The 12060-nt window shown below is 66.3% G+C and carries 12 protein-coding genes and 2 pseudogenes; 2 read left to right on the top strand and 12 right to left on the bottom strand.

What is annotated here, in order from left to right; translation table 11 throughout:
* Positions 1-238: pseudogene (locus VKI00_RS25220) on the top strand (hypothetical protein); the annotation flags it as partial.
* Between the two features lie 165 nt (positions 239-403).
* On the opposite strand, the gene VKI00_RS25225 reads toward VKI00_RS25220, so the two are convergent.
* The 3 genes and pseudogenes from VKI00_RS25225 to VKI00_RS25235 all read right to left on the bottom strand — a co-directional run bounded on the left by VKI00_RS25225 (position 404) and on the right by VKI00_RS25235 (position 3483).
* A complete protein-coding gene (locus tag VKI00_RS25225) occupies positions 404-1069 on the bottom strand; it encodes a hypothetical protein (RefSeq protein ID WP_324443224.1) in 666 nt (221 codons plus the stop codon).
* 57 nt (positions 1070-1126) lie between these two features.
* A pseudogene (locus VKI00_RS25230) lies at positions 1127-1504 on the bottom strand (hypothetical protein).
* 14 nt (positions 1505-1518) lie between these two features.
* Positions 1519-3483: a serine hydrolase gene (locus VKI00_RS25235; protein ID WP_324443225.1), complete on the bottom strand. Its 1965-nt coding sequence runs from the start codon at positions 3481-3483 to the stop codon at positions 1519-1521.
* 262 nt (positions 3484-3745) lie between these two features.
* On the opposite strand from VKI00_RS25235, the gene VKI00_RS25240 reads away from it, so the two are divergent.
* Positions 3746-4120, top strand: a complete 375-nt coding sequence (locus VKI00_RS25240) for a response regulator transcription factor (protein ID WP_324443226.1) — start codon at positions 3746-3748, stop codon at positions 4118-4120.
* A 140-nt stretch (positions 4121-4260) separates the two neighbouring features.
* On the opposite strand, the gene egtE is transcribed toward VKI00_RS25240, so the two are convergent.
* From egtE to VKI00_RS25285, 9 genes are all read right to left on the bottom strand, one after another.
* Positions 4261-5394, bottom strand: coding sequence for an ergothioneine biosynthesis PLP-dependent enzyme EgtE (gene egtE / locus VKI00_RS25245; RefSeq protein WP_324443227.1), 1134 nt, complete (start codon positions 5392-5394; stop codon positions 4261-4263).
* Positions 5391-6356 carry an L-histidine N(alpha)-methyltransferase gene (gene egtD / locus VKI00_RS25250; protein WP_324443228.1) on the bottom strand — a complete coding sequence of 322 codons (966 nt, stop codon included), beginning with the start codon at positions 6354-6356 and terminating at the stop codon, positions 5391-5393. Before egtD ends, egtE begins: the two co-directional genes overlap by 4 nt.
* Positions 6356-7054, bottom strand: coding sequence for an ergothioneine biosynthesis protein EgtC (gene egtC / locus VKI00_RS25255; protein ID WP_324443229.1), 699 nt, complete (start codon positions 7052-7054; stop codon positions 6356-6358). Before egtC ends, egtD begins: the two co-directional genes overlap by 1 nt.
* On the bottom strand, positions 7054-8361 hold the full coding sequence (egtB, locus tag VKI00_RS25260; RefSeq protein ID WP_324443230.1) for an ergothioneine biosynthesis protein EgtB: 1308 nt from the start codon (positions 8359-8361) through the stop codon (positions 7054-7056). Before egtB ends, egtC begins: the two co-directional genes overlap by 1 nt.
* Positions 8358-9635: an ergothioneine biosynthesis glutamate--cysteine ligase EgtA gene (gene egtA / locus VKI00_RS25265; protein WP_324443231.1), complete on the bottom strand. Its 1278-nt coding sequence runs from the start codon at positions 9633-9635 to the stop codon at positions 8358-8360. Before egtA ends, egtB begins: the two co-directional genes overlap by 4 nt.
* A 177-nt stretch (positions 9636-9812) precedes the next feature.
* Positions 9813-10463: a sensor domain-containing protein gene (locus VKI00_RS25270; RefSeq protein ID WP_324443232.1), complete on the bottom strand. Its 651-nt coding sequence runs from the start codon at positions 10461-10463 to the stop codon at positions 9813-9815.
* 92 nt (positions 10464-10555) lie between these two features.
* Positions 10556-10966 carry a hypothetical protein gene (locus VKI00_RS25275; protein ID WP_324443233.1) on the bottom strand — a complete coding sequence of 137 codons (411 nt, stop codon included), beginning with the start codon at positions 10964-10966 and terminating at the stop codon, positions 10556-10558.
* A 103-nt stretch (positions 10967-11069) separates the two neighbouring features.
* Entirely contained in the window at positions 11070-11246 is a 177-nt protein-coding gene (locus VKI00_RS25280; RefSeq protein WP_324443234.1) for a hypothetical protein, read from the bottom strand.
* Positions 11247-11401: 155 nt separating this feature from the next.
* Entirely contained in the window at positions 11402-11794 is a 393-nt protein-coding gene (locus tag VKI00_RS25285; protein WP_324443235.1) for a hypothetical protein, read from the bottom strand.
* Positions 11795-12060: the final 266 nt, after the last annotated feature.

Here is a 12060-nt window from a genome sequence, read left to right on the forward strand (position 1 = left end):
TAAGGAACCACTGGCAATGCGACTGTTCGACCGGTATGTGGATCGAGTGCTGACCGCCGCCGAATTCGACTCCGCCGCACTGGATCAGTTCGTCCGCGTCACATCACTGGTGGACCCGGCGACGCGGCTGCTACGCCCCAGCATGGTGTGGCGCGCCGCATGGGCGAAACACCGCCTCCGGCAGTACGCGCACCACACTGATGACCCGACCGGCATGGTCGAGATCTCGGTGATCTGACCAGGATCTGGTCAGCGCAGATTCTCCGGCCCCGATCACCGCCCACACCGGCGTTCCCGATGAGGTGGAGTTGCTGAGGGCCGGAAACGAGTCGCACTCTACCCGGTTGGCAATGGCTGAGATATCGCCTACCCCAACGCCTTACGAAGTTGGGGTAAGCGGCTCTCACTTGGCCAGCGCGACCGGTTGTGGCTGGGCGGCGGCGACGGCGTGTTCGTAGTCAAGCCGTGCTGCGAACTTTGCGATCTCGTAGGCGTTGATGTAGACGGCCAGGGTGTTGTTCTGCGCTTTGAATCCCAGATTTTGCCGGGTTTGATTCAACGTGATGCCGGTGCCCTCGCCGGAGGCCGACCAGTTGGTCGAACCCTCGAACGCGACGATGCCATCGAGGACGCCGCCCTTGGTGTGGCTGATCTGGTGGGTGTCAGACTGTCCGACCGCGAAGTCGGTGGCGTAGACGGCCGGATCGGCGGCGGTGTCGGAGGCCAGGATCTTTTTCTCGTGCACGCCACCGGCCTGAGATTTGTCGAGGGTGACCTGCACCATCACGGTCGGGTCCTCGGCCAGATCAAACAGGACCTGATTGAGTTCGTCGTCGTCGTAGCCGAACATGTTCATCTTCACGCTCAGCCTGGCCCGGCTGAACAAGTGCATCAGCACCCCGTGCACATCGTCGCGCCCAACGTAGAACACGCGGAAGTCCGCGCTTGCGGTGGGCCCGAACGCGCCTTCCTTGGTGTACTGGGCGAGGTCGTCGAGCGTGAAGGTCTGCAACGTCTCGTCCGGCGATGTGTTGGTCACCGGCGTGATCGAGGCCAACGTCTGTGTCATGATGTCGTCTCCTTGATTCTCGTTGTGATGTTTGCTTTTTGGAATGAGTGTTCGTGATCAGTCGGGCACCGCGAGCACGACTGGGATGTCGGTGTTCTCGTCGGTGTGGTAGCTCGCGCACACCCGGTGGTACCCGTCGGCTATTTGCAGCGCGATGTCGGCCCGAAAGTCGCCGCGTACCAGCAGAATCGGTGAAAGCTGTTTGGCTTTCTTGATTTTCGCCAGATCCGAAGCAACATGCGGGTTGTCAACGGGCAGCAGCGGCAGCCGCGATGCGCGCAGAATGTCTTTGGCCTACTTGTGCACGATGCTGCCGGCACGTAGCTTGTCGGTCAGCGCCATAACCACTTGCGGGTCTGCAATCAAGGCCAAGTAGTCACCCGCGGCTGGAAAGTCGTGGTCTTGCGGCTTGTCGAACCACTTCACCTCAGGCATCGTCGTTTCTCCCATCACTTCGTCCAGATCGCGGCGAAGAGGTCCTGGCCGCCGACCGTGTAGCCGCTGACCAATTCCAACCGATAGCCCTGGCCGACCAGCTGATTGAAGGTCTGCTGGTATTGCGCGGCCGTAAGTCCGTGCCGGGCTTGCCAAGCCGGTGCACTGGCGATCTTGCGGAAGATCGCGGCGTAGCGGGCCTGCGAACCGTCGCTGTAGCCGCACACGGTGACCGGCTTGTATCCCTGGCCATTCATGTCGTTGAAGAAGGTTTGGTACTGGTCCGCGGTGAGACCGTGGCGCGCTTGCCAGGCAGGCACATTGGGGATCTTCCGCCAGATGGCGGCGTAGCGATCCTGGCTGCCGTCGAAGTAGCCGCTGACCCAGTCCAGGGTCAGGCCCTGGGTGTTGAAATCGTTGAACGCCGTCTGATATTCGGCAGCGGTCAGGTTGTGCTTGGCCGCCCAGGGCCCGGTCGCTTCCTGCGAGAAGATGCAGGCGAACCGCACGCCGGACGCGGTCGGGTAGCCATCGACCAGCACCGGGTTGTAGCCCTGCCCGGTCAGCTGGTTGAACGTCGTCTGGTACTGGTCTGCGGTCAGCCCGTGGCGCGCCTCCCAGCGCTCGGTAGTGCCGGTCTTCACCCACAGCGCCGCATACTCCGGGATGGAGTTGCCGTAGCCGCTGACGTCGACCAGCTGCATACCGTGGTTGCCAACGTAGTCGTTGAACGCCTCCTGATATTGCGTCGCGTTCAGTCCGTGACGCGCAATCCAGCCGCCGACCGGTATCTCCGGGCCGATGTTGTCCAGGTAGATGTTGGTGACGACGTCGCGGAAGAACTGGGCGGGGTTGCCGATCGGGGAATTGGCCAGGACCACCAATTCCATGTCGCGCGGCAGGAAATACGCCAGGCTCTGCTCGACCTGATCGGCGCCCGACTCCCACAAGCCGTTCTTGTTGTACAGCGTGCCAAGCGGAGTCGATTCGATGACGTCGATCCCGAAGCCGTCGTCGAGCATTGTCTGCGCGGCGGTGGCCGACATGATCGTGCCCTGCCGGCGGAAGCAGCCCATCACGTCCAGCAAGTCGTCCACCGACATGTGCCAGCTCGTTCCGCCTGCGTCGGCGGTCAGGTCACCCGAATTCCAGCCTGTGCCAGTCGGAAACGCGTAGGCCAAGGCATCCGGGTTGGGGTGGGTGAACGTCGGGCCCGACAAGCCGGCGGGCGTGAAGAGATGCTGCGCAACGTAGTCGGCATAGGCCGTGATCGTGGTGTAGTCCCAATGCTGGTCCTCGTTAGAACCAAATACGGTGTTGGCCGGGATCGTGCCGTTCATCACCGGAAGCAGGATGCGGCACACGCTGAAATTCATGTTCTGATACGAGTACACCCCGAGGTTCGCGGTCGTGACGCCGGATGCGATCTGCGCCTTCATGATCGAGTAGAAGGTGTCGGATCCGTTCACCCGGAACCCGGACCGATGCGTCATCAGGTCGGCGAACGTGATCTTGTCGACGTTCGGACCCTTGGCCCAGTAGGTGGGCAGATAGTCGATGATCTTCGTCGAGGCGGGCAGGTTGTGCGCGGCCAGCGTGCGCGTCATCGCGATCGCGGTGATGAGCTTGCTGCAGCTGGCAATGTGCATCCGCACGCCTTGCGACCAGCCCTCGGACCCGTCGTCGGGCAGCTGGGCCCAATTGGACTGGGCCGAGGCGATGGGCTGGCCGTGCTGGCGAAGCTGCATAACGTAGCCAGCCGTGTTGGCGGCCAACGCCTTATTGAGCGCGGCGACGAAACCGTCGGTATTGAACGACAACGTGACGTTCGCGGGCATCTTGCGCGGAGCGAACTTTGTGGTTCCCTCCTCCAATCCGCGCGAGCTCTTGACTCCGCGGGTATTCGACGGCTCCATGACGTGAGCGGCCACAGCGGCGGGGTCGAAAGAAAAGCCGCTCGGCAAAACGGTATTGGACATCGGATTCTCCTTTGGATTTTCGAGATTGCATCGGGCGTTTAGCGAAGGTCTTGCGGTGAACTGCGACGCTAAGCGGCAGGGAGAAGCCCCAGAAGGGTGCCAGCACCACAGTTACCGGTGGTGCTGGCACCACGATCGCGGCCCTGAGTAGCTGCGGCGCCCACCCGAAAATTCGCGTAGTGCACTACTCAATACGGCTTGGCCTCCCGCACGCTTCACTGATTCCGTCATCCGGTATCGGAGAAACAGGGGCAAAGGCGTCATGGACCGAAACAGACCGCAATGGCCGGCTCTCGGCGGGTATCTGCTCAAAGAGCGCGTCGCCGATTTCAACCGGGTCGATCGGTTGGTCGTGGAAGCGTTGCTGGCCCAGCCGGATTCCGCGCGAACACTCGGCAGATTGACTCGACGAGAGTCCGAGGTGCTCGCCGAACTTGCCACCGGGGGTAGTAACCGGGCGGTGGCGCAGCGGCTGGTGTTGACTCAGCGGGCGGTGGAAAAACATATCAATTCCATCTTCGCCAAGCTCGGGCTCACCGGGGATGACACGGTCGACCGACGCGTCAAGGCGGTTTTGATGTTCCTGGAGGCCACCGCGATGCGTCACGACAGCACGGCATGTCGCACACCTGCATAACAGTCATAGCGGCCGCGTGGATGGTCGGCCTGTGGGCGACCCACCGACACAGCGGCCCAGCCCCGCAGGCCGTGCCGACGACTGCCGCCCCGTTGCCACCACTCAGCACGACCGACGCCGCGTTCCTGGTGCTCAATGCGCTAGACGGCCGCAGTGGCGTCGGTGAGCGCTGCGGCGAAGGTCGCCAGATCGTCGACGGTCGTGTCCAGGTGCGGCGAAATCCGCAGCACCGGCCCAGTCAGTTCCAGCGGCGCCCGCTCCACCGCCGCCGCCGTGGTCAGGATGCGGCGTTCGGCGAGCAGCCACGCGCGGACCTTCACCGGGTCGGCGCCGTCGACGGGCGCCAGCGTGGTGATGGCGCTGGGCTCGTCGATCGATTCGACCACCCGCCACCCGCGCACATCGGCGAGCACGGTCCGGCTGACGCGGCCCACCTCGGCCAGTCGTACGCGCACCGCAGCCGGTCCGAACGCCACATGCTCGCCTATTGCAACCGAAAAGCCTACGCGAGCAGCAACATTAGCCTCGCCGAGTTCGAGCCGCTGAGCAACCGACAGCGACGACACCCACTCCGGCGGCGGCAGTCGCGGCGTAAGCCGCTGCATCAAGGTCGGGCGCACGGCCAACAAGCCGACGCCGCGCGGGCCGGCGATCCATTTGCGCGACGACGCATACGTCACGTCGGCGCCCGCTGCGCAATCCACCTGCCCGAGCGCCTGCGCCGCATCGACGACAAGCGGCAAACCCAATTCCCCACATAGTTTGGCCATTTGGTGCAGCGGTTGCACCACGCCGCGATGGCTGGCCACCGCGGTCAAGTGCACCAGTGCGGGCGGGTCGGCGGCCAGGCCGGCGGCGGCTTCGTCGACCGCGACCCGGCCCTCGCCGTCGGTCGGCAGCGGGCGGCGGGCGAAGCCGTGTGCGGCCATGACGGCCAGGTTGGGGCCGTACTCGCCGGGCAGACAAGCCACCGTGCGGCCACCCCGCGGCCAACTGGCCAGCAGCAGGTCCAGCGCGTGCAGCGACCCGGTGGTGAACACCACCTCGGCGTCGGGCATCCCGGCGAGCGCGGCGACGGCGGCACGTCCGGCGTCCAGAACCGGTTTGGCCGCCTCAGCCGCAACGTATCCACCGACTTCGGCCTCGTGCCGAGCGTGGCGGGCGGCGGCGTCCAGCACGGCGAAGCTCTGCCGCGAGCAGGCCGCGCTGTCCAGATGTAATCCGGCGACCGGCGGCCGAGCGGCCCGCCAGGTTTCGGCGAGGCCTTCGCTCACTTGACCGCCAGCGACAACCCGAAGTCGCCGGCGTCATCGGTCCACCACCGGGTGCGTCGCAGCCCCGCCGCAGCCAACTCGGCGGCCACCGCATCCGCGCGGAACTTGCAGGACACTTCGGTGAGAATCTCCTCACCGGCAGCCAATTCGACGGTCAGGTCCAGCGCGGCGATGCACACCTGCTGCGCGTTGTCGGCCCGAAGCCACATCTCCATGCGCTCGTCCTCGCTGTTCCAGCGGGCCACGTGCCGGTAGGCGTCGACGTCGAAGTCGGCGTCGAGTTCCCGGTTGATGACCGCGAGCACATTGCGGTTGAACTGTGCTGTCACGCCTGCGGCGTCGTCATAGGCCGCAACGAGCCGGTCGGCATCCTTGACCAGGTCGGTGCCCAGCAGCAGGCTGTCGCCCGGTCGCATCACCCCCGCCAGCGCCGCCAGAAACTCCGCACGCGGGTCAGCGGTGAGGTTACCGATCGTCGAGCCCAAGAACACAAACATACGCCGTCCACCGTCCGGGATTTCCGACAGGTGCTCTTCGAAATCGCCGCAGACAGCGGCAATTTCGATATCGGGATACTCACGCTGAATGGCCGCCCCGGCGGCCGACAGCACGTTGGCGTCGACGTCGAACGGCACGAACCGGCGCAGCGTGCCACCGTCATTCAACGCCGCCAGCAGAATCCGGGTCTTCTCCGATGTGCCGCTGCCCAGTTCGACCAGGGTGTCCGCACCGGTCACCGACGCGATTTCTGTAGACCGGGCCCGCAGGATCTCGGCTTCGGCACGTGTCGGGTAGTACTCCGGAAGCCGGGTGATCTGGTCAAACAGGTCGCTGCCTACCGAGTCGTAAAACCACTTGGGCGGCAGCGATTTCGGAGAACTCCCAAGACCGTCGAGCACGTCGCGACGCAGCGCCTGGTACGCCGAGTCCGCGGCCAGGTGATTGCACAGCGATAACGTCATCAAGGTCCCTTCGTGTGTTCCAGTGCGGTCAATGTGACGCCGTCGGCGGTGGCCTCGACCAGGTGGCGATCCGCTACGTCCTCCCAGCCGGGCTGGTCGTCATAGGGCTCGCTGGCCAACACCACCCCGTCGTCGCGGTGCAGTATCGACAGGGTGTCTCCCCATGTCGTGGCGAGGAGCCGGGAACCGTTGGCCGCCAGGATGTTCAGCCGTGCGTTGGGGTCCTCGCCTCCGACCTCGACGATTGTCTCGCCCAACGCGTCAAGACCCCGGTCGAAGATCAGCGCCGCGAGAATTGCGCTGTCACAGACCGATTCGGCTGATAGGCTCGTGGGCAGCACGCTTCTGTCGACAATTCCGTTGTGTGACAACAGCCAATGCCCATCGGTGAACGGCGCGGTCGCGCTGGCTTCGATCGGCATGCCGACCGTCGCCGAGCGCACCGCCGCCACCACGCAGCCGCTGCGCAGCGCCGGCGCGACGGAACCGAACGAGACGTCGCCCCACAACGGCGCGACACTGCGCCAGCGCCGCGGCGTCGCGCCGTCGAAGAACCCGACCCCCCAACCGTCGGCGTTCAACAGGCAATACTTTTGCCGGCGCGGCGCATAGGACTGCACCCGAAGACCATGCGGCGGGTCGAGCACCAACGAGGAGACCGAGACTTCGCGTCCCAGCCAGCCGAGATGTCGGCACATCAGGCGCGGCCCCCGGCTTGATCGTCTCCGACCGACCACGCCAACCGGACACCGCTGAAGATCTGCCGCCGATACGGGTGATCCCAGTTACGGAAGCTGGGCCGCAGGGTGGCCGACTCCACGGCCCAGGAGCCGCCGCGCAGCACCCGGTAGTCCCCGCCGAAGAACGGCTGAGAGTAGCGCTGATAAATCATCGGCGTGAAGCCCGGCCACGGTTGCAGCGTTGAGCTGGTCCACTCCCAGACGTCGCCGAGCATCTGCTCGACTCCGTAGGCAGACGCGCCGGCCGGGTAGGCGCCGACCGGCGCCGGGCGCAGTGACTCGCCGCCGAGGTTGGCGTGGGCGGCCGACGGCTCGTCGGCTCCCCACGGATGGCGACGCCGCGCATTGATCTCGGGATCCCACGCGCACGCCTTCTCCCATTCGATTTCGGTGGGCAGCCGGGCACCGGCCCACGCGGCGTAGGCCTCGGCCTCGAAGTAGCTGACGTGCTGGACCGGTTCGTCGGCGGATATGTCCTCGACGCGACCGAACCGGCAACGCGTCTGCCCGTCGGCTTCCCAGAACTGCGGCGCGGTCAGGCCGGCGCTTTGGCGGTGCTCCCAACCCCGCGCCGACCACCACCGCGGCTGCGTGTAACCGCCGTCGTCGACGAACTGCCGCCATTCGCCGTTGGTGACCGGAACTCGTCCGATGCGAAACTCCGGGACATCCACGACGTGGGCCGGGCGTTCGTTGTCCAGCGAGAACGGTTCGCTGGTCGCGCCGACGCCCAGGACGAACGGGCCACCGGGCACCAACACCGACGTCCCGGCAAGTCCGGGCCGCCCCGGCGGCAGCGTGGACGTGTCCGGCAGCAGCGGCGGACCGCCGCGCAGGTTCAGCGCCTGCAGCATCGTTTCGTCGTGCTGGTTCTCGTGGCTGATCACCATCCCGAACGGGAAGTCCCGGCCGGGCTCGTCGGGCAGCGCGTCGAGGGCATCCAGCGCAGCCGACCGCACGCTCCGGCAGTACGCCCGCGCCTGTTCCGGGGACAAAAGCGGCAGGTCGACGCGACCAGCCCGGGAGTGCACGAAGGCGTCGTAGAGGTTCTCGACGGCGCGCGGCAACATGCCCGGCCGATCCGGGTCACCGCCGCGCAGCAGCCACAGCTCTTCCTGCTGACCGATGTGCGCCAAGTCCCACACCAGCGGGCTCATCAGCGGGTCGTACTGGCGGCGGAGTTCGGCGTCGTCGAAATCGACCAGCCGCAGCGTCCGTTCCCGCGCTCGGCTCAAACCGCGGGCCAGTGCTTCGCTCGGAGTCACGGCTCCCCTCGCGCCAGCCGCGTGACCGTGGCCTCGATGCCGTTCTCGATCACCTGGTCGGAAAAGTCGTCGGCGGGACAGCGGCCGCGTTCGACCGCCGCGACCAGACGCTGCATCGACTCGCTGAGATCCGGCGGCACGTGTTCGGCGGCGACGGCCACCAGCCGGTTGGCCGCGGTGTAGAGCCGCTCGTCACCGAGCCCGACCCGGGCGGCGACGTCCCAAGCGGTAGCGACGGGTTCGACGACTTCAGCGGCGATATCGGCAGCAACCGGGTCGTCGAGCAGACTCACCAGCGTGAACACCACCGCCGGCCAGATGGCATCGGGAACGCTGTCCAGGTAGCGGATTTCCAGCCACTGCCGTGGACGCACCGGCGGGAACAGCGTGGTGAGGTGGTAGTCCAGGTCGTAGGGAGTCGGTCGGCGGCCGCCGAGCAACTCGCGGCCATCGGCCCAGTCCGCGAAGGGCAGGCGGTGAGTCACCGGCACCGCCTCAGGACTGTGCACCAGCATCACGGGCGCCTTAAGGGCATAGCGCGCCCAGTCGGTGCCCGGGTCCTCGCCGCTAGCGGTCAGGATAGGCCCGCAGCGCGCCGAGTCGAGCTGACTCCACACCCGCTGCCGGGAGGACCGCCAGCCGGAAAAGGCACCGCCCAGCAGCGGCGAATTGGCGGCGATCGCGACCAGGGTGGGCCCCAAGGCGTGGGTCAGCCGGACCCGGTCCGCCCATCCCGCCGCAGGCCCGGCGTCGAGATTGACCTGAACCGACGCCGTCGACGTCATCATCGCCGCGCCAGCCACCCCGGTGTAGCTGGCCCTGAAGAACTCCTCCATCGCGCGGTAGCGCGCGCCGGGATTGATGCGCTTGGACGGCCGCAGCGGATCTGCGCCCAGCAACACCAGGCCCAGACCGGCGGCGGCGAAAGCCTTTCGCAGCACCGCCTGGTCGGTAGTCATCGCCTCGATCGCCGGCACCACGCCGTCGACCGGCGGCCCGGACAATTCCACCGCGCCACCGGGTTCGACCGTGACCACGCTGCCGCCCGGCATCGCCGGAAGTGACTTCAGGACATCGGTGATCTCATCCCAGGTCGGCCGCCGGTACGGATCGGCCTGGTCGTAGCAATGCGCCTCGACCTCCAGACCGACACGTCCGACCGGGCCGTCGGACAAACAGCTCTCGGTGATGTACTGCGCCGCGGCCGACGCACTGGCCAGTTCGCTTTCTGCGGGGTGCGCTTGATCCGGCTGCGACGCGACGGCAAACGCCATATTCCCGATCCCTTCGGCCCCAGGCCACCGGTCCCGAACGATCGAGCCCGCTGGTTGCGCGCGGCTATCCAACGATAGTCACAAGCTTCCATCTTCCAGAGGGCACCGACATATTCCCGCCGTTGGCGGCTCCCGTCGGTTGCGGGCGCCGCCGCTCACGCGGCAAACCCGCTACGGCTATTGGCCGAGCGCGTTTTCCATGGCGCCGGCCAGCACGTTTACCGCGGGACCGCCATTGCCGGACTGACAGACCTTCGCTTGCAGGAGCACGTTTTCCCGCAGACGGGTCTGAGTGAAACATCGGCGGTCGGTGCCGGCTTCCTGTTTGGTCCATGCGGCGTCGGCCGGGCCGGGCGGTCCGCCGTCAAACGACCACACTTGCATGGTTCCGTTATCCAGATGCATCGCTGTGGTCTGCCCCGAGCAGCCGACCGTACGGTCTACGACGCGGTGAAACGCCGCGCCGGCGGCCGGGCCGGATGCGAAGACGCCGACCGCTTGCTTGACGAAATGCGTCTGGTCGGTCGGCGAGGTCTGCGTGCTGGCGCCGTTGAACGATGCCAGGTCGGGATCGTTGTACACCTCGGGCAACCCGATATCGGCCCAGTTGTTGCACGCCGGGTTGTCGACGAAGTACGGCTGGAACGGCTGGGTGAACATCGACTCGTCGCGCATCGGCCCGCCGACGATGTTGCCCACCGAACCCTTCCCCAGCACCGCGTAGCTGACCACGCCGGGATCCGAAGGTCGCGCTGCCGCGACCGGAGCCACAAATATTGCCGTGCCAATCGTCAGCGCCGCCGCGGCGATCCGCCTAGCTCGAGCCATGGATGCTGATCATGCCACTGAGCTACCCAAACAGAAGCCGGCACTGCCGCTAGAAATCGAATGTGGATGCGCCGCAGATACTTTGGCTGGTGTTACGGCATGGGAGGCGGACCGCCATGACCCCCGCCATGGCCGCCTGGACCACCGGGTCCGCCCGGACCCATACCCGGGCCGAAGGGCCCCGGCATCATCGGACCGCCGGGCCAACCGGGGCCCATCCCGGGCGGAACCGGTCCACCGGGGAAGACGAACATCCCCTCGGGACCTTCGGGACCGCCTGGACCAAACATGCCGTGGTGCGGGCGGAACGGGTGATCATGCCCGGCGACCGCGGCGCCAGTGAAGAAGATAACCGCGATGACGAAAACCGTGCCGGCGACGATCACCACCCACGCCGCAGCCTGGTAGAGCCGCGACGGCTTCGCTACGGGCGGCGCCGCGTGCGGCGGCGGAGGCGGGCCGGGGTGCGGCGGCTGGAACTGGGGCTCGGGTCCTTGGGTCATCCCTCGATAATGCCGACGCGCGCGCCGACCATCAAACGCCGCGCTGATGGAGTTGCCGATCCGTTATCCGCGGCAACCCGGAACCCCCGGGGTGGCTACCGGCTTAGTAGCACAAGAACCAGGCGAAACGGAGAATGACCACGGCGATGAGCACGACTCCCGCAATGATCGCCACCCAGGCCGCCGCCTGATAGACCCTCTCGGAGTGTGGCTGTGGAGGCAAGACGGACGGCGGCGCGACAGGAGACGGCGGAATCGGCGGCTGCGGTGTCTCGCTCATGCTTCTTAATAATGCCTCAGGGCAGCCACGGCCGCGACCGGACAACGCCGTGTCGTCTCTGTGCGCCCCGCCTCAGCAAAGCAATCCGCGTCATCGGCAAAGCTCGGAACCCGGCGCCCCACTGCGGGGACGCCGGGCTCATGGCAATGAACGGGCTACGGGTGTGCCGGAGCCAGCGACGGAGCGACGGACTGCGGTGGCTGTGAGGGCCCGACGACGTAGTCGTTGGGCCCGCTTGGGCCGCCAGGCCCGCCAGGACCGCCTGGGCCGCCTGGGCCGCCGTGGAAGCCGGCCCCCATACCGTGGCCGTGGTGCATGCCACCGGGGGCCATGGCGTGGTGCTGCGCCCAGTGGTGGTGGCATCCGTGGTGGTGGTGGCCCGCAATCTTGAAGCCGGCGAAGAAGATGGACATGGCGATGAACAGGATCCCGGCGACGATCACGACCCACGCCGCGAACCGGTACAGCCAATACGGTTTGACTACTTCAGTCGTTGGTGTGGTGGCGACCGTGGTCGGTGTGGTTGGTGTTTCGTGTGTTTCACTCATGCTGAAATGATGCGTGGGCAACGGATAGGGCGCGCTAGGTACAACCTATGAAAAAGATATGAGTGGTGCCGAGTTTGGCCGTACCGGGTCGACTGAGCCGTTAATTGCCGTCTGACCAGGGTTTAAATGGGTTGACCGCGAATTGGATTACCCGATAGGGCGCCCGTGACCGTGGATCGCTGTTATGCCACTGGCTGACGAATACCCGCAACTCGTCCAGCGTCGATCCAGGAGAGATGTATCCGCCGTATGGCTGGGCCAGTCGG

This window comes from Mycobacterium sp., from assembly GCF_035314665.1.
Taxonomy (GTDB): domain Bacteria; phylum Actinomycetota; class Actinomycetes; order Mycobacteriales; family Mycobacteriaceae; genus Mycobacterium.

Coding starts and splice junctions, on each gene's coding strand:
- VKI00_RS25225 (WP_324443224.1), bottom strand. CDS start 1,069: ATGACACAGACGTTGGCCTCGATCACGCCGGTGACCAACACATCGCCG.
- VKI00_RS25235 (WP_324443225.1), bottom strand. CDS start 3,483: ATGTCCAATACCGTTTTGCCGAGCGGCTTTTCTTTCGACCCCGCCGCT.
- VKI00_RS25240 (WP_324443226.1), top strand. CDS start 3,746: ATGGACCGAAACAGACCGCAATGGCCGGCTCTCGGCGGGTATCTGCTC.
- egtD (WP_324443228.1), bottom strand. CDS start 6,356: ATGACGTTATCGCTGTGCAATCACCTGGCCGCGGACTCGGCGTACCAG.
- egtC (WP_324443229.1), bottom strand. CDS start 7,054: ATGTGCCGACATCTCGGCTGGCTGGGACGCGAAGTCTCGGTCTCCTCG.
- egtA (WP_324443231.1), bottom strand. CDS start 9,635: ATGGCGTTTGCCGTCGCGTCGCAGCCGGATCAAGCGCACCCCGCAGAA.
- VKI00_RS25270 (WP_324443232.1), bottom strand. CDS start 10,463: ATGGCTCGAGCTAGGCGGATCGCCGCGGCGGCGCTGACGATTGGCACG.
- VKI00_RS25275 (WP_324443233.1), bottom strand. CDS start 10,966: ATGACCCAAGGACCCGAGCCCCAGTTCCAGCCGCCGCACCCCGGCCCG.
- VKI00_RS25280 (WP_324443234.1), bottom strand. CDS start 11,246: ATGAGCGAGACACCGCAGCCGCCGATTCCGCCGTCTCCTGTCGCGCCG.
- VKI00_RS25285 (WP_324443235.1), bottom strand. CDS start 11,794: ATGAGTGAAACACACGAAACACCAACCACACCGACCACGGTCGCCACC.